This is a genomic window from Pseudoalteromonas sp. MMG033 (genome assembly GCF_057197785.1).
In genome coordinates this window covers 210,285-234,322 of the sequence record NZ_JBXVAL010000002.1, presented here as the reverse complement: position 1 = coordinate 234,322, position 24,038 = coordinate 210,285, and the positions used below count along the sequence as shown (strand labels likewise).

Sequence of the window (24,038 nt, the reverse complement as noted above, 5' to 3'; positions counted from 1 at the left end):
CGCACTGGTTTAAATATCGCGAATACTGACGCGGCTATTATCTTCGACATCAGAAATACTGGGTTCTTCAGACTCAGAAGGACTTTGCGGTGATTCAAAGTCATACTCTACCGGTCCATCTAGTATGGTTGCGGCCTTACCTTTTAACGTCAGTAGTTTTGACGCGATAATATCGATATTACCGCTGGTATCTAGGGTGATAGAAGCGCCTTGGCTATACAGACCGAGTGTACCCATACCCAGGCCGCGTATGGTGATACCATCGTCACCGTGGATCACCTGACTACCATTAGGCGCACAGAGCAAAATGCCACCGACACTCTCAAGGTTACAGTCTTGCCCAATGACGCAGTTTATATGTTTCCCTGATTTGATGCTGCTATGAGTATTGGCGCTGGCTTCTATTTTACTACCGATAAGGTTTTGAATGCTATTGCTGTGCGTTTCAATGGTACTTCTATCTGTGCGCATAGCGACGGCTTTTTTTGATTTGAGCTGGGCACTTGCGCGTGCTTGCATTTGGATGCGGTTATCACTTTGAATGGTGAAGTCATCAGCACTGATCAGCGTCATTGCACCTTGTTGAGCGGCTACTTGAATAAAAGGGGCGCTACGATCGCTGTTTAGCTCGATATGCTGCTCGCCGTTGAGGGTTTTGAGCAGTACCTTAGGTGTGCGCTCATTGTCATCAAAAAGCAGTTGGTTATCGGTGCGCGTTTGCATGATATTGTGTTCAGCATTTTGGCTGGTGACCAAACTTGTTTGCTGCTGGTCCGGGGCAAACCCCATGATAAAGGTATTGTCCGGGTCGTTATTGATGCAACCTATCAGTACTTGGCTGCTCGGCAAGAGTGGAAAATGCCAGCCTGTGGCTTGAGCTTGGCCACTGCAGGCATAGCGTGTGAGTGCCTTAATTGCGTGCGGCACAACCGAGATATCTTCTGCATATTGGGATTTATAGTTATAGTGCCCGTTGCTATCTAGGGCCACTTGAGTCGGGTCATTGCCTGCTTGCTCGGTGACCACATGCGCGCGAAATACCATAGGTTTTGGTAAATTTGGTTGGATGGGGAGCTTAAACGGGTTGCTACGAGGAATGCAGGTAATCTTGCAATGATGGCGGGCACTATCTGGCTCTTCGCTGCTACCTGCACTGAATATGTGCTTTGCTTCAATGCATAAATAATCGCCACTGACTTGGCCAATGGCATTGCATACGAGAGAGAATGAATACCCAGGTAGAGCGTCTGGCACATTACCTGTGAGGCGCAGCACATCATTTTTAGCGCGTGCTGAGAGTTCAAAATCTGTGCTTAACTGGACTGTGCTTTGTGCATTTAAGTTGGGTTCAAAGTAATTTTTTGTGACACTCGTTCCTGTGTTTGGTGGGCTGGTGGATTGGTGAACTTGACTGCCCTCTAAATGCCATGCCACTTCTCGATTAAATTCAAAAAAGCCGACATGCTGACTGGTGTTATTGCGTTCTATACCATCGCTGCTGCGCAGCCTTAACTGAGTTCGACTGACATAAGGCGAGTTGAGGTTACTGTCACTGATCACCACTTTCTCGTTTAAGCCAGTGCACTCAAACCAGTAAAACAGCCCATATTGCTGCAAGGTTCGAAGTAAAAACTGGTGGTCTTGCTCAAGGGGTTGCACTCTGATTTTTTCAAAAGGGAGAGGGTGTGACAGCCGCCAATCAATTTGATCGGCTTGATAGCCCGCTTGAGTCAGTAGCTGCTGGATGACAGAGCGTACATCGGAGTTTACAAAAATGCGGCTGTGGTGAGAGTCGACCAACCTTGAGAGCTTAGGTTTGAGCGTAAGCTGATATTGGTAAAGCTGTGAGTGCACATGCTGAGCTGAAAAATCGCTCAAGGTTGCAGTAAAAAATGTACTCTTACCATCCTTATGTATTGTTTCAAAAGTAACAGTATTTCCTAGTACTAAATCATTATCAATTTTGAGTTTAGACTCTATTTTGACGTTTAATAAAAAAAACTCACTAATACATGAAGTTAATTCAAAGTATGTAACAAAAGCTTGATGACTCAGCCCATATATTTGCATCCTTGTTTGTGCCATTTTTCTATCCTTAATCGTTGAAGTTTTTCATTTTTGCTTCACTAAAATGTAACTTTTATGTAATCAAAATTCGATTTTAAACTGTGTTTTTAGCGCTTTAATATGAGTTTACCTCATACTTTAAGTTTGTTTTTGATCATAAAGTACGTATTTTTGTTAATCAAATATTTTATTTTTGATTAAATGGTTTGATCTGGAGATTTATTTTATGTATTGTCTGTGTCGATTTTTGGCAAGGGTACAAATGTGGGTGATTTCTGAATCAATAAATTAACAATAAATGATTCTTTATTACTGCTTTTTGATTTTAATCAAGCATTGATGTTGAAGTTTAAGCTAGGTATTTAGTTGCGGTTTATAAGCAAGACGATTTGCAATCCGCTTATTTAAGGCCATTTATGCCGCAGGGCTTCAATGGACATCATTCACAGTTGTGAATACCTGTACCAAAACAATAAAACTTACGTAATTCACTACAAGGAATAAAATCATGGCGAGGTTGATTGTCTGTTTTATGGCGCTGCTAAGTTTGTCTGCATGTATGACGACTCAGGTTAAATTAGATGTTCAGGCGACCGATAACATAAACTTAAATAAGTTTGATGAGCCATTGCCTGTGGTGTTAAAGGTATATCAGCTTACAGATGTACAAGCCTTTAGAAACGCGACGTTTGAACAACTGTGGAAAGAAGATAGGTCTATTTTGGCCAGTTCTCTGATCACGGTTGAAGAGCGCACCATTAACCCTTCTGAGCGCCTAAAAATCAATTTCGAGCGAGCTGACTCTGCCAAGTATGTTGGCTTTGTTGCGCTATTTCGTGAGCGCACCGATGGTAAATGGCGCACCTACTACGACCTAAACGACTGGCCAGTACCATTATCAACGTCGCTTGATATCGAAGTCCAAAGCAATGCATTGTATGTACCGGGTGCGGAAGACTAGCTCATGATATTCGATAACCTGTCTTTTAAGCCAGTGTGGGCTGAAGGTGTGATGTTGAGTCAGCAGCACTTTCAGCACTTGGATAAGCATTTGCAAAGTGAAATGGCTGCGCGTAGTCGTTTATCGCAAAAAGTGCCTTATGGATTCTATCGCCTGCAGTTTGATGAAAGCGCCATTGCAAAAGGCGTCGTTAAACTATTGGCTGTCAGCGTTATTTTCAAAAGTGGTCGATTAATCGAAATGTCGTTTACTGACTCAGATGCGCTCACTTATGAGCTCGATGACGGTCAGCAATCTGTGACGCTGAGTTTAGCACTGGCAACCAATCACGCAGTGAGTGACATAAAAGGTTATCCGCAAAATGGCCAACTCAGTGCCTACCAATGTGAATTTGTAGAACTACAAGATGAGCATGACCCTGCACGCGGCAAAGAGGTCATGGTGGCCAAGCCCAAACTAATGTTAATTGAAAGCTCATCCAGCCAAAGCTTTATTGAACAGTTGCAGTGTGCAAAGGTGATAACCAATGAGCAAGGGGAGTTTGCATTTGATACACATTTTGTGCCCTCACTACTTAACGTGCGTGTCCATGCACCGACATTTTCTCAGCTAAATAGTGCAGGTAATATTTTAAACGCCAAGTATCAAGCGCTGCAATCAAGTCGTACACAGATGGGCGTCGTTGAAGATTTTGGTCCCAGCGATTTAAAGCAATTTATGCTGCTACAAGCCATGTCTGCAAATATGCCTTATCTGAATCACTTACTGTTGTCCCAGTATACCCATCCAGAAGACATGTACATTGCCATGAGTACATTACTGACTCAATTGGCTCATTTTGAAGCAGAACAACAGATAGATATACCGCCTTATCAGCATGACAATTTGGGACAAATTTTTGGCTATTTTGAATCTCAAATACAACAGCTTATCGGCAGCATTAGTACCAAGCGCTCCGCTAATTTACCACTTGAAAAGCTCTCTGACTCGATGTTTGAAGTCACTGGCTTTGAAGCCGATCAGTTTAGAAATAATGAGTTCTATTTAGCGGCATTCTTTGAGCACGAATCAACACAGTGGATAGAACTATTTGCCGACCAAGTGAAAGTGGCGGCATCGTCACAAATTGAAATGCTGATCGCATCAGCTCTGGGCGGCGCTGAGCTGACTCACTGCCAAAGACCTCCCAGCAAGGTGTCACTCAAAGGGGGTTATGAATACTTCAAGATCAATGCCTCTAGTGCGGCATGGGCGCAAATAAAACAAGAGCTTTCATTGCGTATCTTTGTGCCATATAGCTTGCAAAGCGTACAAATTGAATTGGTGAGCGTGACCAAATAGGAGTGAATGACGGTTATGACAAGGACATCAACACACACTGAATTATTGGCCTGTATTTCGCCCGTGCTAGACATAGTGCATTCGGTCAGGCAAGGGGGTTGCCAGTCAACAGACATCGAAGCATTGCGTGAGCAAGCGCTGAATGCCTTTGATGAATTTGAGCGCGATTGTTACGCCAATGGGATCACCGCAAGTGACATGCAAGAAGCCAAATTTGCACTCACAGCCTATCTTGATGAGCAAATAATGGCCTCTGAAATGGAGTCAAGAATGGCTTGGATGGCGCGTCCTCTACAACTTGAGCTGTTTGGTAATTCAAGAGCTGGGGAAGCATTTTTTGAAAAGCTGACTCACATTCGTCAAGCCGGTGCCAGCAAGCGGGCGGTTATCGAAGTGTATTTCGTCTGTATGCAGTTGGGTTTTGAAGGGGTTTATAAAATTAAGGGTGTAGAGCAGCTTAAAGCCCTGATGTTGGATGTGCGCGCCCAGTTGGAAGAGTTATCAGGCAAAGTACCGCTGAATTTATCAGACACCTGCATGCCTGCTGAGCATGTTGTGACGCAATTGGGCAGAAGGCTTCCTTACTGGGTGATCTTCAGTATCACCGTGGCGGTGTTGCTGTTGATGTATTTGGGCTTTCACCAATATTTGCAAGGCAAAGCAGATGAGCAGTTTATTGAGCTAGAGCAACAGGTTGCTGTATTAACGCAGTTAGAAAAAACAGGGAATATTAGGTAGTGCTATGGCGGGTTCAGTTAATAAAAGTGGTTTAATTCACCTCTTACTTAATTTCTTTTCTTCACGAGCAACAGCCAAATGGATAGGACTTTTTGCCTTATTGAGCTTGGCTTGGTTCGGCGGCCGCTTCATTGGCTTAGGGGGGGTTGATCAGCGACTTTGGCTGATGGGCGGCATTTTTGTCGTCTTCATGCTGGTGCTGTTTGTGCGTTGGCTGTGGGCAAAGCGCTCTGGTGATAAGTTGGCGTCAGAACTGGCTAATCACAATGCCAGCTCTGAAGCGGAAGTGGCCGAAATTAAAGAAAAAATGCAAGACGCTCTGGCTGCATTAAAGGCGTCTCACCTCGGTGCTGGATATCGTGGTAATACGGCGTTATATGCGCTGCCTTGGTATATGATCATCGGTCCGTCTGCGACCGGTAAAAGCACTTTGTTTGCTAATTCTGGACTGCATTTCCCCTATTCTAAATCGAATCAAATGCATATTCAGGGCTTTGGCGGTACGCGCAATTGTGATTGGTGGTTTTCAGATCAAGCGATTTTAATTGATACGGCAGGCCGCTATACCACTGAAGAGAGCGACAAAGAGCAGTGGTTGTCGTTTTTAAAATTGCTTAAGAAAAACCGTCCAAAGCTACCCATCAATGGTGTAATGGTCGCCATCAGTATCGCGGATATTTTAACTTCAGATACTGAACAAGTACGAGACCATGTTAAGCAAATTCGCACTCGTATTGACGAACTTATCAACCAACTTGGGATTATTTTCCCGATTTATATCGTGTTTACCAAAACCGATTTGATTAGCGGGTTTGAGCCGTTTTTTAACGAGCTATCAGAGCAAGAGCGCTTGCAGCCGTGGGGCGCTTATTTACTGGATAAAAATCAAACGCCAACCAGCGATGAAGCATGTGACACCTTTAATGCTGAAATGGAGAGTATGTATCAGCGTCTGTGTCAGCAGCGATTAGTCAAGATGACGCGCGAGCGAGATACCCAGCGTAAACAGCTTATTTACGACTTTCCAAATCAGTTTAAAGCGGCATCTGATAAGGTCAGCGAGTTTGTTGAGATCTTATTCAAAGAAAATCCATTCCAAGAGGTCCCTTGGTTTGCGGGGGTCTATTTTACCTCAGGCACGCAAGAAGGGGTGCCTATTGAGCGCAGCTCTAAAACCAAACTGGCGACCTTCCGCTCAGTGTTATTTGAATACCGTCAGCAAAGTTTAACCAGCGCATTTTTTGTCAACAAAGTCTTCAATGAAGTGATGTTTAAATTGCAAGACCTCACTAAAGGCAACCGCAAAAAGCGCAAGATACAAAAATGGGTCAAAGGCTTGGCAATCTGCACCAGCATCACAGCGATTGGCTTGATGTCTGGGTTGTTGTTTAACTCTTATACCCATAACACGCAATTGCTTAATACCGGTGAGCTATTGAGTAAGCACGTAATTGCCACCAGTGTGGAACATCAATCTGAGGTTGAGCAGTTTAATGCTGTGTTGGCGTTGTTTGAGCACTATCAAACACTCGAGGCGTATGAGCAGAAGTTACCTTGGTACTTTCTATTGGGCGTGTATTCAGCGGACACCACCAAGGCACCGATAAAACATATCTTGCAGCAGCGCGTGCAATCATTAATTGGCGGACCAGCAGCACAGCAAATTGCAACGGCTTTGGCCAGTTCACACACTCAGTGGCAAGACTTGCAAATCGCTGAAGAACAAGTGATCAAACGTGTCGAACCGCAACTGCGAGACAGCTATTACAACTTGATGAAGTTTCAGCTGATGATGAGTGATGAGTTTGCGCGTTTAGATCATGCGTTTGTGAGCAATGCTATTTTGAGCATGGTGGCACAGCGCTTAGAGTTGGATATCGAGGCGGATGAAACGGCGCAAACCACAGAGAAGATGCGTGCCTTGGTTAATTTTTACATCGCACAATTACGCCAAGACACTGAAGCGCCAGGGCTGGATGTGTGGACGTCACAGGAGCACCTCATTGCACAGGCCAGAGCCAACTTAACCACAGATCCGCAGCCTGATGTGATCTACGGGCAGATCAAGGACAAAGTCTCTGTTTCCAACCCTGAACTGACGCTCGATCAAATGATGAGCCAAAATAATAAAACCTTTTTGAAAAGTGAGTTGACTGTACCGTATGTCTTTACTCAAAAGGCATGGCAATCAGAGGTATACAGCGAGATAAAGCGTCGCGCAAACATTGCTTTTTCTGGTGATTGGGTGATGGGGACTGAGCAAGCAGGTGCTGAAGGCGCCATTGATGAAGCCAAAGCCAATGAACTGGCCAGCGCTATTCGGGCTTTATATTTTAAAGAGTACGCCACGGCGTGGTTTGATTTTATTAATGCTGTTGAAGTAAGACCATTTAATACCAGCAACGCAGCCAGCCTAACATTAGGGCAATTGTCTTCTACGCAAGGGCCTTTGGTGGATTTAATGAAGGCCATAGACGCCAACATTAACTTGAGTAATGCACCGCTTCAAGAGCCTGAAAAGCTCAGTGGTGTGAGTGAGAAAATCATTGATAAAGTGAAGTCAGATACCTTGCTTGGCAACAGTAAAGGGCTTGAAAGCTTAAGCAGCAAAAAAGTACCTGAATTGGCACAGCGTTTCGCGGATTTAAGACGCTATACCTCAGTCTCTGAAGAGGCACAGATCTCAGATTATCTGCAGCAATATTTAGGTGCATTAAGTGCCTTCCACTCAGATATCAAAGACATTGCAGCCAGTAATGATGATGACTTCATGGCGATGGAGTTTTCACGCTCGCTATTAACGGGTGAAGACAAAGAGAACGCATTGCAAAGTGCATGGGTGGTGGTAGAAAGCCAAGTGAGAGCGCTTGACCCAGACAGTAAGCAAGTGCTGGAGCGACTATTAAAAGCGCCGCTATTAGCCAGTGTGCAAACCGTGATGAACGAAGCAAGAAGTCAGCTAAACGATCGTTGGTACAACAATGTGTATATCAGCTACAAGGACAACCTCAAAGGTAAATACCCGTTTAACTTAACTGGGCCAGATGCCGCAGTTGAGGACATCTCTGAGCTACTTAATCGCGACTCCGGTATTTTTTGGGAATTTATGGATGCAAACTTGGCACCGTTTTTAAAGCTTAAACGCGGTGTGTGGGTAGAAAAAACTTGGAATGGCATCGGCCTTGGTTTTGACAAGCCCGTACTGGATAAATTGACCAAGGCGCGCAAAGTAACGCGTTCATTGTTCCCAAGAGAGGGCTCTGAAGTGGGGATCAGTTTCCAAATGATGCCTGTTGCGCAGCGCGGTGTGCGTGAAACCTACATAGGCTACAGCGACCAAAGCTATCGCTATCGCAACGAACCTGAAGAGTGGCGCAGGTTTACTTGGCCCGCAAGAACAGGGGCAGAAAAGGCCACCATCTATGGCATGGATCGCAAAGGCAATCGGATAGAGATCCAAAAAGACGGCCCATGGGCGTTATTGAAAATACTCAACGAAGCGCGTGTTAAATGGGTTAAAGGCACAGAGTATATGGCGACGTGGGAGTTGCTATTGCCTGAAGAAGAAAGTAGCGAAGCTCATGAACATATTCAGGTACAGGTAGCGCTTAAATCTAGTCGCAATAGCGGTATTTTCAGCAAGTACTTTATGTCGTCTTTTGCCTTGCCAGAAGCCTTGTTCACAGGCCGTGTGCAACTGGCCAGTCAAGCAGCAAAGCAGGTGCAGTAAGGGATGAGTATGTTCAGCTTTTTTTCCAATAAAAAACCCAACAAGGTACCCGTGAGCTTGCCTTTTGGCTTTATGGGCAAAAGCCCGATACAAGCCGATTTTGTGAAGTATCACGTAGACTCGCGTGAAGTCATCAACATGGATCATTGGCTACAAGAGGGCTACGCCCATGTGTGCCGCAGTGCGTTGCAAGGTGACAGCCATTTTGACGACCAATTGACAACGCTGTTTTTTATTGCCGGTGGTGAGGCTGACAACAGCATGATGGGAGTATTGCAGCCAAGCCAAGACAAAAGCGGCAGGCAGTATCCATTTAGCTCATTTATTTTGTGTAGTAATGCGGACTTTAAAACGCATCCGGCGTTTTTATTGTATGAGCGTTTTAACATTATTCGCTCTTTAATTTTAAATCATGAGCTGATCAAAAGTGCGAGCTCTTTAGAGATGATGCAAAAAACGGCACATGAGTTACAGCCTTTGGGTGAAATGTGCGATCAGGAATTGGACTTTAATACCTCGATGGAAGCGCTAAGAAAGCAACCCATTGAGCGCATCTGGTTTGCACTGGGCTTATCGACTGTTGAGCAGCGCGGCGCACTCATTGAGCAGTTGATGCATGCGCTTAAAGGCTTATCGGCGCAGGGCTGCAAACGCAGCCAATTTGGGATCAAGTTACCGATGCCACAATTGGGTGATGACAGCAAGCTGGTCGCCGCATTTTGGCTGCATTTGATCACCAATACGGTGGCAGATAACCATTGGCAGCCTTGGTGCTTTTATAACTTTGGACAGCTCAGCTGCTCAGCCTCTTTGGTGGTGTATTGCCGACCTGTGCCTGCCTCTTTTTTTGCATCGGTTTGGCTTGATTTAGCAACAGGCTCAACGGTGATGGATTTTACCAAGCTCAATGACAATCAGCCGGTATCAAGCAAAGCATTAGAGCTGGCAAAAGCCACCAATATGAGTGTGTTTGATACCTTGCGTAGCTGGAGCAAAGTGTAATGACACAACCACATGGTTATCCGTCATGGCAAGCATGGAGCAGCGCACTTCTGAGCGAATTTGAGCCAGATAAGTGCGGTGAAGATGTGCGCTATGACGATGACTTTAAATGTGTGAAAGCCTCGTCATCAGGCGCGTCAGAAGTTGATTTTAAAGAGATATTTATCATCTCTAGTAAGTTACTGGCTGAAAAAACCAAAGATTTACGGGTGGCATCTTATTTGTGTTTAGCAGCCACACAAGAGTTCGGGATCAATGGCTTATTGCCCAGCTTAAGGCTGTTCAATGACTTGGTAAAGCAGTTTGATAATGCCCTGTACCCTGAAAAGCCGCGAACGCGGGCATCAGTACATACGTGGTTCTTACAGCAACAGCAGCGTTTGCTCAGTGTGGCGGATAATATTGGCGGCACGACCCCTGAGCATTGGCAAACACTCGATGAAATATTGCAAACTTATGCCAAAGAGGTTGTGCCATTTTTAGATGACCAAGCTGGTCCTTTGGCAGATTTAGGGGCGTGGTGTGAAAAAGGCAGGATCAGTCAGCCGATGCCAAAGCCAAAGCCAGAACCTGAACCAAAACCAGTTACGCAAGAGCAGCCAGCGCCTGTCGCTGACCCCGAGCCAGCGGCGGTAGCTGCCAAGGCCGCAGAGCCTATTGTGGTACCGCCTAAGGTGACAACGCAAGCAATAGACTCAGACAGCGATTATATGGCGCAGGTTCGCACCTTGTTAAAGCATGACAGAGCGCAGCAAAACTGGCCAAGAGCCATGCACTTAGCACGCGCAGTACGCTGGGGCGCATTGGCCTTACCGCCTCATGACGATAATTTAAAAACACGCTTGCCCGCACCGCGAGAAACCGCGTTTGCACCAATAAAAAACGCGTTGGCAAACGAAGAATATACCGAAGCGCTGGCAAAAGCGGAGGCGCTGTTTATGGAAGGGGCCATGCATTTTAATTTGGACTTACAAAAGTTCACCTTGGATGCGTTGGCAGGGCTATCAAAGTCCACTTTAAAAGGCTGGTTGGAGCTGCAATTAGCGGCAATTGCACAGCAATTTCCTAAATTGTTGCAGCTGAAATATGAAGACGGCAGTGACTTTTGCAGCGCGGCAAATCGTGAGCGCATTCAAGATCACGCGCTGTTTCAAGGCGGACAAAGCCAAGACGCTGGCCAGCAGCAGTGGCAGGCGGCGATGAGTGAAGCACAAAAGCTGGTGGATGATAACGAACTAAAAAAAGCATTGCAGCTGATAGACACCCAGCCGATGAGCACGGCCTTTGATAAAGCTTGTGCGCGCCTTCATCAAGGGCGACTGCTACTGAGAGCCGAACGAGCCAGCTTGGCAGTGCCGATTTTTCAGCAATTGCTGTCAGATATTCAAACCCATCGCCTTGATTTGTGGCAAGAGGATTTTGCAATGGACGTTTGGCGCTACGCCAAGCAATGCTTTGAGGAGATGTCTCAAACGCAAGGAGATGAATTTGATTTACAAGTGGCTGCCATTGAATCGCAGCTATTGGTAACCAAAGTGAGCTCAGCGATCGACTGGGTGTAAATCGATACACGATGACCTTTCTTTATGGAAAGCGTAAAGAGTAACAATAGGGAAGAGCATGACAGATACATTTCAAAAAGAAATACCCAGAGCGCGGATCAATATCGCGCTAGAGCTGGACACGGATGGCGCCACACAAAAAAGTGAGCTGCCAATGAAAGTGCTGGTCGTTGGTGACTATTCAAATGGTCAAAACGACGCTGACTTAGCTGAACGTGAACGTATTTCAATCGACAAAAATAACCTCGAGCAAGTACTCAAAGATATCTCGCCCAAGGCACAATTTCAGGTGCGCAACCGCATTGCGGGCGATGGCGATATCAGCGTGAACTTAAAGTTTGACGAGTTTAAATCTTTTGACCCAGAGCAGGTTGCCGCACAGGTTCCTGAGCTCAACAAAATGATGTCGATGCGTAACTTGTTACGGGATTTGAAATCAAACCTATTGGATAACTCATCACTGAGAAAAGAGTTAGAGCGCATCTTACAAAGTAAACCTGAGCTCGATGAACTCAAGGCGAAACTGGATGAGCTGGCACCGCTTGCCTCTGAACAAGACAAGCAGCCTAAGCAACCGCAGGAGTAAGGACACCCTATGAATATGCAAGAAAACCTAAATGTGGCTGCACGCGCAGAAGAAATCGAAGCGGTTTCTACGTATGAAGCCATTTGTGACTTAGTGGATATTGATCCGGTCGGCAGTGAGATCAGCATAGATACATTCAGAGATGCGAACAACTTGGCTGAAACCAATACCAATGAGCGTTTAACTGCGGCCATCAACGTCTTTTTAGACATGGCAAGCTCTGATGGCCAGCAAGTCTCCCGTATCGATAAGCTGCTATTGGATGATTACATTGCCAAAGTTGACCGCATTATCTCAGAGCAGTTAGATGAGATTTTACACCATGAGAACTTTCAAAAAGTTGAATCGGCATGGCGCTCTTTACGCTATTTAATTAATCGCTGTCCTAACAATGCCAACGTTAAAGTTGAGCTGTTAGATGTAGACAAAGAAACCTTGCGTGATGACTTTGAAGAGTCACCAGATACCACACAGTCAGTGTTATACAAACAGGTCTACACGGCTGAGTATGACACGCCGGGGGGCGAGCCAATTTCAACCATGGTGTCTAACTTTGAATTTGACTGCTCAGCACCGGATGTCTCCCTTTTACAAGAGATCTCGCGCGTGTCTGCGGCCGCACATTGCCCATTTTTAGCCAGTGTTGGCTCGAAGTTTTTCTTGAAAGATTCACTGGAAGAAGTGTCTAAGATCCAAGATTTACGCTCATACATGGAACGTGCTGAGTTCCAGCGCTGGAAAAACTTCAGAGAGTCTGAAGACTCACGTTACATCGGTCTTGCGTTCCCAAGATTTTTACTGCGCTTACCGTATGGGGATTTAAACCCAATTCGTAACTTTAATTACCAAGAAGAAGTGACCAGTGAAGATCATGAGCGTTATTTGTGGGGTAATGCGACATTTGCCTTTGCAGCCAATGTGATCCGCAGCTTCCACGAAAATGGCTGGTCAGTGAACATTCGCGGGCCGCAATCAGGTGGACGCGTAGAGAATTTACCACTGCATTCATTTGAAGCCGGTCGCGGTCAAGAAACCAAAATCCCAACAGAAGTCCTGATCTCCGAAACCAAGGAACTGGAATTTGCGAATCAGGGCTTCATCCCTCTGAGTTACTATAAAAACTCAGACTTTGCGTGTTTCTTCTCGGCAAACAGTGCGCAAAAGCCACAGATTTATGAAACGCCAGAAGCCTCTGCAAACGCCCGCATTAACTCACGTTTGCCGTACATCTACTTGGTGTCGCGCATTGCTCATTACATGAAGGTATTGCAGCGCGAAAACATCGGCTCGAGCAAGCCAAGACATGAGCTTGAGCAGCAGCTCAATGATTGGTTGGGCGCCTTAGTCACTAAGATGAACAACCCTGATGAGTCGTTGATAGCGACACACCCATTGAAAGATGCTGAGGTCAATGTTGCGGAGATCCCTGGTAATCCAGGTTATTACCGAGTCAGCACTTATGTGGTGCCGCACTTCCAAGTTGAAGGTATTGATGTACGCCTAGCTCTGGTGGGGCAAATGCCTGGTGAGAAATGAAAACCAGACATGAGTTCAGTGAAGCGTATTTAAGGCGGGGAAACCTGCCTTCTCTTCAAGTCACCATAAAAATAAGAGTATGGTTGCTCAAATATAAATAGGTTGGGGATTACTAGAACAGTTTTTGAAAACCTTAAACAGGTTAGAGGAACAACGAAGAATATTAATACGTGTCTAAGGTTAAAGTTTTAGATCTTGTACCAAAGTAAAGCAAGCTTACAGAAAGCGACACTCTCATATAGTGCATCATAAGAATGCTAACTCGCACATTAAGAGAATGTTGGAAAGTATTAATAAATGGGTGTCGGAATGAATAAACTTTATTACTTATTAGTGTTGTTTTTTTCGCTGAGCTTGTCAGCAGAAACCGTAACACCCGAGATGCTTTTTGCAAAAAATAAATTACAGGAAACAACTATCTCCTATACCAAGGCGATGGAAACGTGTTTTGAACATACTCCACGAGTTAGGCCAAAACAGTTAGAGATAGATGGGCTTGAAACAGAATTAGTTGTAAATGCAGTAAATTATTTGCATTACGTGGCACTTAATCATTGCATGAAAGACGAATATATTCGTTTTTTAAGCGCGGTTGAGTTTTATAACTCCCTTGTCAGTAGTGATGAAAAACTTACCGTTGGAAGTTTTGTCACTGACTCCTTAAAAGAGGAGGTACAAGGGGAGTTAGAATTTAAACAGCTGCCAGAAGAGGTCCAGCAGCACTTTTTACAGCTGGATGTACTAAGAGTGCCATTTGACGTGGCCACGCTAGTGATGGAATTACGTGGTGATTTGTAAAAGAGGTGGATATTACTCTGAGCTTGTATAGAAGGGGCATTTATAAAAGTGATTGCGTATACAAATTCAGAGTTGAGTTAAGTCTTATTAGTTTGGACACACTGCATATAAAAAGAAGAAATAGCAGCGGTGATGAGCATGGTGAGCTGCGCTAATTGGTGTACTGATGAATGTAAAAGCAGATCATTTTATTTGGAAAATTATATGTGTGGTGCAAGTGGCTGTGACCTTGTTTTCAATATACGAAAATCAAAGTTCAGCTATTTATGAAACGAGCGCTTCTTTTTTAAAAGGTGTTCTTTTTATTACAGATTTTTTAGTTTTAGCAGCAAACATATGTCTGATTTTACAAGTGCGTGTTCTAAGTCAAAAAGTGTGGCTTTTGATAGTTTTATTGTGGTGGTTTGTTAATGTTTTTTGTTTATTAAACGAGTTTTACTTGGGCGGTTATACCTCATCTGAAATGTTATTTATGGGGAATATAATTTGGATTTTAATTTTATTTTCTTTGCCTGTACTCAAGTATGGCGCTTTTGTAAGTGATACAGCGAAGACATGAATAAAGTTGATTGCATAAGCCATTACAGCTTGGTGTGCGTTAGGCCGCTAATGAAATAAACGGATTTATAAAGTATTGAAAGATTGCCCTGGGTTGGCGGCAACCAACCCAGGACATGTTCCCAAATTGGCATGAAGCGTGGCGCTTTTTTTGGGATCTAACACAGCCGAGGCGGTGTTAGAGCGATGCCATTAATTATCAGGAAACAACTTATATTAAAAGGAGAATATAGAAATGGCAATTCCAGCGTATTTGTGGTTAAAGGATGACCAAGGGAATGAAGTAAAAGGTTCAGTAACTGTGGCTGAGCGTGAAGGGTCAATTGAAATTTTACACTTTGACCATGAACTCCGTATCCCAACGGACAATGACACAGGAGAGCTAACAGGGACTCGTAAGCACGAACCTTTCATCATCACAAAAGCTGTGGATGCATCTACACCGTATTTGTACAAAGCGTGTTCAAATGGTCAGACACTTAAGCAATTAGAGCTTAAGTGGTACCGTATTGATGACACTGGTACTGAGCGCGAGTATTTCCGCCACACGCTTGAAGATGTAAAGATCACATCTATTACGCCAACCATGCACAACGTAAAAGATCTGGACAAAGAACGTTATCCGCATCTTGAGAAAGTGAACATGCGTTATAAGCGTATCACCTGGACTTACCTAGACGGAAACATTGAGTTTTCTGATTCTTGGACTGAGGGTCGTTAAGACCACTCATCAGAGGCAAAGCAGTGCTTTGCCTCTTTTTAAACAACTCCATGGTGACGCAATATGGCTTTATTTGATCTGTTGGCGCAGTCTCAACAACAAGCATATAACCCCAATAAAACAGCGACGCGCTCATTGAGTGTGTGTGAGCATCTAACGCAGTTGCTCAATGCACGGCGCGGCGTGCTGGGGCATTTAGAAGATTATGGTTTACCCGATGTAGAAGATATTTACGAGGGACTGCCTTACTCACAACATACGTTGGCCAACGAAGTAAAAAAAACCATAGAAAAATACGAGCCACGTATTGCCAATATTGTTGTGCGCCCAGTGGAGATTAAAGAACATAATTGCGTGATCCGCTTTGATATTCGCGCAGAGCTAAAAAGCGGTGAGATCATTCGACTGAATACCCGTTTTGCATCAGGCGGCAAAGCCGATGTAGATACTCAGATCAAGGACGAATAAACATGGATATGCAACAGTATTTTGATGCGCAAATGCGTCTCTTAACACAAGCTGGTAAGGAGTTCGCTCAGCAATATCCAGAGCATGCGGGGCAGCTTAATATTGATGCGCTCAAAGACCGCGATCCGCATGTTGAGCGCTTATTAGAAGGCGTTGCCTATATGACGGCATATACGCAAAAGCGCCTTGATGAGTCATTGCCAGAAGTCTCTGAGCAAGTGTTGCGACAAGTGTGTCCGCTGATGCTGAGTAATTATCCGTCCACGACCATTATGCAATTTACCCCTAAGATGACGATGCAAGGGGCCACAACGGTCGAATCGGGTACGCAAATTAGCTCCCATGGGGATAAAACCACCCCAGTGGTCTGCCACTTTACCACATCGACCGATACACCAATTGCCCCGTTTGAAGTGTATGCTGTGGATTATCAGGAGTTTCACAGTGGCGCCAAGTTAAGTTTAAAGATCAAGCGCTTGGGCCAAGGTGTGGTCAGTGACTATGAGTTAAAATCGTTGCGTTTTTATTTGTGTGGTGACACGCCACTGTGTGCCAGCTTATATCATTTAATGACCAACGCCAGTGAACACATTGAAGTCAGTTATGGCAGTCACTTTGACAAACTCACCCAGCTCCTCCCTAAGTCATCGGTGAGCAGTGCCTTTGGTCATGGCGAGTTTGGTATCTTACCCAACAGTGATCAGTGCCATCCGGGCTACGCGCTACTGCTTGATTACTTTAATAGTCGTGAGCGTTTTTATTTTGTAGAGCTAAACAACTTTCATCTTTTGAAGTTTGACGCCAATCTCAACACCCTCGATATTGAGATCACCAGCCAAGTTAAACTGCCACCAGGGCATAAAGTCAGCCATGAAAATATCATGCTCAACTGTGTGCCCGCAGTCAATTTGTTTGCGTGTGATGCAGAGCCAATGCGCTGCTTAGATAATCAAACCGAATACCCGATTACGCCAATACAAGAAAAGTCCGCAGAGGCATTTTGCTTTGAGGTCACTGAGCTCAAGGGGAAAAACCGCAGCTCAGGAGAGAGCGTTGATTTTCAGTCTCGTTATACCAGTGTATTTGAAGACGAAAAGCACCTTTACAGCTTGGTATCCAAAGACACAGGCGGCGCTGCCCCCAAGGTGTATGTGCAGATCTCCATGGATGATATTGATGCTGTGCAAACGCTGTCAGCGAGCACCCTTGCACACAATGCCGTGTGGCCAAGGCAACTGTTAAAAGAGGGCGACATTCATGTTCCTAAAGCCAATGCCCCTTTTGCGCTGACGATGAAAAATGTGATCCGCCCAAGCAAGATGTTGCACTGCCCCAAGCAGCAAAAACACTGGCTGTTGATTGGCCTATTGAATATGCGCTTTTCTCAACTTGCCGATCCGATCCAATTAAAAAAACTCTTAGCGCTGTTTGATTGGTCAGGGCGCTCAGAAAACCAAAGTCGGATTGCCAGTATTGTTGATGCACACTCAAAGCCAATTTCAATGCTGCAAAAAGGGGTGTTTGTGAAAGGGCTGGAAATTCATTTGACCATCAATGAAAAGCAGTTTGTATGCTTGTCAGATGCTTATCATTTTTGTGATGTATTGCATCAGTTTTTTAAGCTTTATGCACCCATTAACGAGTGTTTGCAAACCAAGGTGACATGCGTACCTAGCTACCACACTTGGTGTTGGCAGATAAGTTCCGGCGAGAGTTATCAGATATAGCCATGACAGAGCAAAAAAAACACCCAATTTGGGCCAAACTGCCCGCCCCGATCGCTGCATTGCTGGACGCGCCATGGCAATTTAGTTTGTTTAAAGCCATGTCGTTAATCGAAAAGCATTGGGCGATGGAGGGAGAGTTAGAGCAAGGCGCAAGCCAACGTGTACTGGTGAGTACCTTCAAAGAGTTAGGCTTTCCAGCATCGGATATTCGCGCATGTGAATTGCTGCTCAGCCAGCGCGGTAAGCTGAAGCTAGAAACCACATTTTTAGGCTTGTATGGCGTGGATGCGCCCATGCCCCATTACCTGCTTGAGCAGGCTGCTAACGATGAAGAAATGGGCGCACGTACACGGGCATTTTTAGATATTTTTAATCATATTTTGTACTGCCAATTGTACCAAGCATGGAAAAAATCACAGATCAATTTAGCGGGCGTCGGCGCGCGTCAGTTTGACCAAATGGTGGCGGCGATTTATGAAAATAGCCAAGGCGAAAGCAGCAAGCTTAACTTAGCCAGCGCCAACCAAACCAGTGCTGCTGGCTTGCAACAAGTGCTGCGCCAAGGGCTAAAGCAACCGAATTTGCAAATTGCTGACAACATGGTGGAGTGGCAAGAAGTCACAGAAAAACCACCAATCAGCGCTGAGAATAGCGTCACATTAGGCCAAGACAGCTTGCTGGGCGGGCAGGTATTGATCACAGGTAATCGTGTGCAAATTGACATTGGCCCGTTGAGTGAAGCACAGGCTCGCGCGTTGTTTCCAAATGGCGACGAAGGGAAAAAAATGCATAAGTTACTGACTTGGCATACCGGCAGCAAAATGGCATGGCAGGTCAAAATTTTAATTGAGGTGAAAGAGCAGCATCCAGTGCCCTTGGGGGAATGTGAGCTTGGCACCAGCAGTTGTATGGGCATTGTAGAAGCGCACATTGCGCAAAGAAACTTTTTAGACAGTGATTATCAGTCATAAATAGGCGTCTTCAGAGCGCGCTCTGAAGTAGGAAAGAGTCAGAATAATTTTAAATCGCAAGGAAATAAAATGGACGCGACAGGCATTAAGCAACTTATTGATAAATTAAACGCACATACCGCAAGCGCGCTTGAAGCAGCGGCAGGCTTTGCCGCTAGCCGCCAGCACTATGAAGTCTTGCCAGAACATTTACTGCTTAAGCTGATGGAAGATCACCACGAAGGTGATGTGGCTAAAATTCTGCCTTTTTTTGAAATTGACCAAGATACTCTGTGGCACGAAGCGCTCGGCTTTATTAATCAACAAGACGCAGCCAATCAGGGTAAACCTGTGTTTTCTCGCCGTTTATATGAATTATTAGAGCGTGCTTGGCTCACTGCTAATGTGAAGCACCGCAGTGAGTGGATCACTGGGGCTGCCTTGCTTGATGCGTTTAAAGATCTCGTCCCGTTTAGCCCTGCATTTGGATTGGCGCGAGAGCTTGATAAGCTCGATATTCACTTTTTAAAAGACAATCTCGATAAAATTTGCAAAGGCTCGACTGAGCGCATGGCGTTTCAACCTGTGGATACGGGCAGAGCGAGCACTTTGCAGCAAAATGGCCAAGATGCAGAGCAAACGGCATTGGACTCATTTTGTGAAGACCTAACCGCAAAAGCGGCCAGTGGCGGCATTGATCCGGTACTTGGACGCAGCGAAGAGATCCGTTTGGCAATCGATGTGTTGTGTAGAAGGCGCAAGAATAACCCGATTTTTGTCGGCGACCCAGGGGTTGGCAAAACGGCGGTGGTGGAAGGCCTTGCACAGCGCATCGTTGCCAAAACGGTGCCAGATGAATTGGTGGGTGTGCGGATCATGGTGTTAGATATGGGCTTGCTGCAAGCGGGCGCCGGGGTAAAAGGCGAGTTTGAACGCCGTTTAAAGCAAGTGATTGACGATGTGAAGTCATCCAGTACGCCCATTATTCTCTTTATTGATGAAGCGCATACCTTGATCGGTGCTGGTGGCGATGCCGGCATGGGCGATGCGGCGAACCTACTGAAACCCGCACTGGCACGAGGCGAGCTGCGTACACTGGCGGCCACTACTTGGAGCGAGTACAAACAATATTTTGAGCGCGATGCCGCCCTTGAAAGACGCTTTCAGCTGATTAAAGTAGACGAGCCCAGCGAGCACAATGCCAAACTGATGTTGAGTGGCATTAAAGAAAAGTACGAGCAACACCATCAAATTCATATTACCGACAGCGCCATTGAAGCGGCGGTGAGTTTATCGGCGCGATATATCACGGGCAGACAGTTGCCAGACAAAGCCATTGATGTACTCGACACTGCGGCAGCAGCAGTGAGAATGGGCGCCGCCACCTCTCCTGTGATCATCGAAAATGCCCAAGAGCGTGTCACCTATTTAACCGAGCGTTTGGCGCGATTAGAGCAAGAGGCAGAGCTGGGCATTGAGAGCGATGTGGTCAGTGCAGAGTTAGCCGCTGAACTTGACCAAGCGCAATCAGAGCTTGCTGCAATGCAAGCGCGCCGCGCTGAGCAACTAGACACCCATGCCTCGATTGCCAGTGCACAGCAAAGCCAATTACCAGAATATCGCCGCCAATTGAAATCGTTAAACGAAGAGGGCAATGCGGTCTTTTGCGAAGTTGATCAAGATACCGTGGCACAAGTGATTGCTAACTGGACAGGGATCCCAGTGGGCAATATGGTCAAAGATGAGCTGCAAAACCTCCTTGCGCTCGAGCAAAGCTTAGGTGCGCAGGTGGTAGGCCAAGAGCAAGGACTAAGTGCGCTGGCGCAGTCACTGCGTGTGGCCAAAGCTGGGGTGTCGGCATCTTCAGGCCCGCTTGGGGTGTTTTTATTCAGTGGCCCATCTGGGGTGGGTAAAACAGAAACCGCTCGACATTTAGCCAATGTGCTATTTGGCGGTGATAAGTTTTTAACCACCATCAATATGAGCGAATACCAAGAGTCACATACGGTGTCGCAGCTTAAGGGCTCACCACCGGGTTATGTGGGCTATGGTGAGGGCGGTGTGTTGACCGAAGCGGTGCGCCAGCGTCCTTATTCTGTGGTGCTGCTTGATGAAGTTGAAAAAGCCCACCCGGATGTATTAAACATGTTTTATCAGGTGTTTGAGCTGGGCATGATGCGCGACGGCGAAGGTCGCGAAATCGATTTTAAAAATACCGTGATCATCATGACCTCTAATATCGCCGCTGAGCAAATCTCTAAGGCGTGCCGTGCGCCAAATCAAGACGACGAAGACGTATTAGCCAAAGCCATCAATGAGGCGCAAGGTTTGTTAAACCAGCAAGCAGATGAGACGCCAACCGCTGACGAGGACTGCGACGAAGAGGTGCAAACGCCTTGGACCATGCCAAGCCTATCTGAGCTAAATAATTTGATTAAGCCTGAGCTACTGAATCATTTTGCGCCTGCATTATTGGCGCGTATGCAGGTGATCCCATTTAAGCCGCTAGACAGCGATGCACTAGAGAATATTGTCGCCTTAAAGCTGGAAAAAGTGGCTGCGCGCTTAAGTGAGAACCATCAAATTACATTGCGGGTTGATCAGAGTGTGTTGAGCCATTTATCAAAGCAATGTGCGCTGTCTGACAGCGGCGCTCGCTTGGTCAATGCCACCATAGAACAGCAAATATTGCCGGGGGTTGCCCGTTCAATTTTAGGTTTTTTGAGCGAAGAAGATATGCCAGATCTGCTGACTTTAACCTTAAATGATGACGGGCAAATTGAAGCTGTATTTGCCGATCTGGCCTAACTGAGGGAGCAGCACCATGTTTGGACTAGATGCGGGAAAACTGACCGGCGCCGATGAAAGCCACTTTGGAGTGACGATTGCAGGGCTGAGTGAAGCGCTGTTTCAGGTGCAATCCTTTCAAGCGGATCTTGATGCCTTGTGTGATGATTGCATATTTGACATTCAAGTACTGAGTGAAGAGCTGGTGGAGCCGGATGTATTGATCGGCAAAAACATCAGCTTGATCATTGCGTGGAGCACTGAAGATCTCACCGTGACCGGATTTTTAACCAATTATATTTGCCATGGTCAGTCTCATCAGGGGTATGTGTATACCTTAACTTTGCAATCAGGCCTTGCAAAGCTTAAGCAACACCGTTCAAACCGGATATTTACTGATATGAACCCCGGGCAGATCATCCAAAACGTGCTGCAAAAGTGCGATTTCCCATCGGCTCAGCTCGACTTACAAGTCAGCGGCCCAACGCTTGATATGGTGGTGCAATATGACGAAAGTGATTACGACTTTATCACACGGTTGATGCGTCGGTACGGCTATGTATATGGCTGGCGAGAAATCGACTATGGCATTGCCAAGCTGGCCATTTGCGAGTCGAGCGACAAATTTGCCAGACCGCTTAAAGAGATCACCTTGCCTTTTGTTTCCCCGAGCGGGCAGGTGCGTACATGCGAAAGCGTGTTCGCGTTTTCTAAAAAAGCCACCATGCTCAGCGAGCAAGTGCGCTATTACGACAGCCATTACGAGCGTGGCGCCCAGATACAGGGCAGTAGCCGCAATAATACTGACATCAGCGGCTTTGGCGAAAGCGCGCATTTTGGTGACAACTTGGCCAGTGACGGTGATGGCAACGACTTAGCTGAAGTGCATCAACGCAGCCTAGACTGCCAGCGAGAAACCCTGATCGCAGATACAGACTGCCGTGCATTGCGCCCGGGGGTGTGCTTAACAGTCACAGATCATCCCAGTTATTCAGGTGAATACCTAGTGACTCATGTGTCCCATCAAGGCTGTCAGGCTGGCAGCGTGGCATATGGCAGCAAAGTCACTGGGCTGACTTATAAAAATCAGGCCGTGTTACTGCCAATTGCGCAAGATTACTGTGCCCAGCCCAGACCAAAAAGACGGGTCTTTGCCACCTTCAACGCCACCATTGAGCAAGAGGTGGATGAGACAGGTCAATATCAAGTCAAACTGCCTTTTAACCAAGATGGCGAAGGCCAGCAAAGCAGACCAACCCGATTAACACAAACCTATGGTGGTCAAGGCCATGGCATGCACTTTCCGCTCACCCAAGGCACAGAGGTCTTAGTGTGTGGAGAAAATGGCGACTTGGATCGTCCGGTGATCTTAGGCGCGCTTTATAACGCCCAAGCCCCAAGCCCTGTGAGCAGCAATAATCCCTATGAAAACAAAATTGTTACCCGTGCTGGCAATACGCTGGTGATGAGTGACAAAGAGGGAGAGCGCAAAATTAAAGTGGCCACGGCCAGTGATGACAATAGCTTGCTGTTAGATGCAACCGATGGACAAGAAAAGGTGATGTTGCAATCTAGTCGCGGAGAAATGCGCTTGCAGGCGCAAGAAGATCTGACCATGCAGGCGGGTGGCAACCTCAATGTTACCGCCTCTGACGAGCTAACAGTCAAAGCCGCAGATCGTATTGCGATTCAAAGTACAGATGCAGAACTTGAACTGCACGGTGCGCGGGGGATCCGCTTAACTGCGGACTTAAACTTTAAAATTCAAGCAACGGATGGCGATATTGACCTCGAAGCAACACAAGCATTGAGTATGGAAGCAGCCCAAGAGATCAATGTTCACAGCCAGGAAGGCAACATCGAAATGAGCGCAAACGCAGGTGAAATTACCTTAAGTAGTGGTAATAACCTGACGTTATCAACGCAAGGTCAAGGGTCTATTCAATTGGTACAAGGGCGTGGCAGCATCGAAATTGATGGGGCTGGCAACATTACCATTAACGGCACCAACCTGACCTTAAGCGCGCGCAACATTTCTATTTCTGGCAATGCATTAGCGAACAATTAAGAGGAGATGGGAAATGCACAGTCATAATTTGGCGTATTTACCAGCGGCCAGTCAGTTGGTGGCCAGCGTATTACTGGTGGATGAGATGGGCAAAATAGTCAGTGTGATGTTGGCCAACAGTGGCCGAGAGGTCGATGTGGTGGGTCAGCTGGAAAGTGTGTCGCGTGCTCAAAAAGGCGATCAAGTGGTGCTACTTAGCATTAAAGAGCCAGTGGTGATTGGCAAACTGGCAACCAGTGGCAGTTTTCCATGTGCCAAGTTTGATGATAATCGAGGCAAAGTGAGCATCAAAGCCGACCAAAGCATTTGCATTAAAACGCCCAAAGGCTCGATTGAAATTTATGGCGATGGTTCGATTTTACTGGAAGGCGATAGCTTATCCGCTGAAACCAAAAAAGACCTGAGCCTGCAAGGCTGGCCAATTAGATTGAACTAGCA

General features: G+C 46.1%; 18 protein-coding genes. 17 read left to right on the top strand and 1 reads right to left on the bottom strand.

The window, feature by feature from the left end; genetic code table 11:
* Window positions 1-9: 9 nt before the first annotated feature.
* Window positions 10-2,085: a contractile injection system protein, VgrG/Pvc8 family gene (locus tag AC2CZC_RS22345; RefSeq protein ID WP_484585483.1), complete on the bottom strand. Its 2,076-nt coding sequence runs from the start codon at window positions 2,083-2,085 to the stop codon at window positions 10-12.
* Between the two features lie 490 nt (window positions 2,086-2,575).
* Between AC2CZC_RS22345 and tssJ the strand changes: the two genes are divergently transcribed.
* From tssJ to AC2CZC_RS22260, 17 genes are all read left to right on the top strand, one after another.
* The gene (gene tssJ, locus AC2CZC_RS22340) at window positions 2,576-3,028 is read left to right on the top strand and encodes a type VI secretion system lipoprotein TssJ (protein ID WP_484585482.1); all 453 of its coding nucleotides are present in this window, start codon (window positions 2,576-2,578) and stop codon (window positions 3,026-3,028) included.
* Window positions 3,029-3,031: 3 nt separating this feature from the next.
* A complete protein-coding gene (gene tssK, locus AC2CZC_RS22335) occupies window positions 3,032-4,369 on the top strand; it encodes a type VI secretion system baseplate subunit TssK (protein ID WP_484585481.1) in 1,338 nt (445 codons plus the stop codon).
* 15 nt (window positions 4,370-4,384) lie between these two features.
* A complete protein-coding gene (icmH, locus tag AC2CZC_RS22330) occupies window positions 4,385-5,107 on the top strand; it encodes a type IVB secretion system protein IcmH/DotU (protein WP_063364458.1) in 723 nt (240 codons plus the stop codon).
* A 4-nt stretch (window positions 5,108-5,111) separates the two neighbouring features.
* Complete coding sequence (tssM, locus tag AC2CZC_RS22325; protein ID WP_237138345.1) at window positions 5,112-8,837, top strand: type VI secretion system membrane subunit TssM; 3,726 nt, start codon at window positions 5,112-5,114, stop codon at window positions 8,835-8,837.
* A gap of 9 nt (window positions 8,838-8,846) precedes the next feature.
* Window positions 8,847-9,839 carry a type VI secretion system-associated protein TagF gene (tagF, locus tag AC2CZC_RS22320; protein WP_063364378.1) on the top strand — a complete coding sequence of 331 codons (993 nt, stop codon included), beginning with the start codon at window positions 8,847-8,849 and terminating at the stop codon, window positions 9,837-9,839.
* On the top strand, window positions 9,839-11,401 hold the full coding sequence (locus AC2CZC_RS22315) for a TssA family type VI secretion system protein (RefSeq protein WP_484585480.1): 1,563 nt from the start codon (window positions 9,839-9,841) through the stop codon (window positions 11,399-11,401). The genes tagF and AC2CZC_RS22315 overlap by 1 nt, the downstream gene beginning before the upstream one ends.
* Window positions 11,402-11,459: 58 nt before the next feature.
* Window positions 11,460-11,987 (top strand): type VI secretion system contractile sheath small subunit, encoded by a 528-nt coding sequence (gene tssB, locus AC2CZC_RS22310; RefSeq protein ID WP_039610623.1) that lies wholly within the window; start codon window positions 11,460-11,462, stop codon window positions 11,985-11,987.
* Window positions 11,988-11,996: 9 nt separating this feature from the next.
* The gene (gene tssC, locus AC2CZC_RS22305; protein ID WP_039610624.1) at window positions 11,997-13,523 is read left to right on the top strand and encodes a type VI secretion system contractile sheath large subunit; all 1,527 of its coding nucleotides are present in this window, start codon (window positions 11,997-11,999) and stop codon (window positions 13,521-13,523) included.
* A gap of 309 nt (window positions 13,524-13,832) precedes the next feature.
* A complete protein-coding gene (locus AC2CZC_RS22300; protein WP_484585479.1) occupies window positions 13,833-14,321 on the top strand; it encodes a hypothetical protein in 489 nt (162 codons plus the stop codon).
* A 166-nt stretch (window positions 14,322-14,487) separates the two neighbouring features.
* Entirely contained in the window at window positions 14,488-14,880 is a 393-nt protein-coding gene (locus AC2CZC_RS22295) for a hypothetical protein (protein ID WP_484585478.1), read from the top strand.
* Between the two features lie 234 nt (window positions 14,881-15,114).
* Window positions 15,115-15,600, top strand: coding sequence for an Hcp family type VI secretion system effector (locus AC2CZC_RS22290; RefSeq protein ID WP_039610625.1), 486 nt, complete (start codon window positions 15,115-15,117; stop codon window positions 15,598-15,600).
* A gap of 63 nt (window positions 15,601-15,663) precedes the next feature.
* Window positions 15,664-16,068: a type VI secretion system baseplate subunit TssE gene (gene tssE / locus AC2CZC_RS22285; protein WP_039610626.1), complete on the top strand. Its 405-nt coding sequence runs from the start codon at window positions 15,664-15,666 to the stop codon at window positions 16,066-16,068.
* Between the two features lie 2 nt (window positions 16,069-16,070).
* A complete protein-coding gene (tssF, locus tag AC2CZC_RS22280; protein WP_484585477.1) occupies window positions 16,071-17,795 on the top strand; it encodes a type VI secretion system baseplate subunit TssF in 1,725 nt (574 codons plus the stop codon).
* A 2-nt stretch (window positions 17,796-17,797) separates the two neighbouring features.
* Window positions 17,798-18,766 carry a type VI secretion system baseplate subunit TssG gene (tssG, locus tag AC2CZC_RS22275; RefSeq protein ID WP_484585476.1) on the top strand — a complete coding sequence of 323 codons (969 nt, stop codon included), beginning with the start codon at window positions 17,798-17,800 and terminating at the stop codon, window positions 18,764-18,766.
* Window positions 18,767-18,835: 69 nt separating this feature from the next.
* Window positions 18,836-21,553, top strand: coding sequence for a type VI secretion system ATPase TssH (tssH, locus tag AC2CZC_RS22270; RefSeq protein WP_484585475.1), 2,718 nt, complete (start codon window positions 18,836-18,838; stop codon window positions 21,551-21,553).
* A 16-nt stretch (window positions 21,554-21,569) separates the two neighbouring features.
* A complete protein-coding gene (locus tag AC2CZC_RS22265; protein WP_484585474.1) occupies window positions 21,570-23,600 on the top strand; it encodes a type VI secretion system Vgr family protein in 2,031 nt (676 codons plus the stop codon).
* A 13-nt stretch (window positions 23,601-23,613) separates the two neighbouring features.
* Window positions 23,614-24,036: a hypothetical protein gene (locus AC2CZC_RS22260; protein WP_484585473.1), complete on the top strand. Its 423-nt coding sequence runs from the start codon at window positions 23,614-23,616 to the stop codon at window positions 24,034-24,036.
* Window positions 24,037-24,038 lie beyond the last annotated feature (2 nt).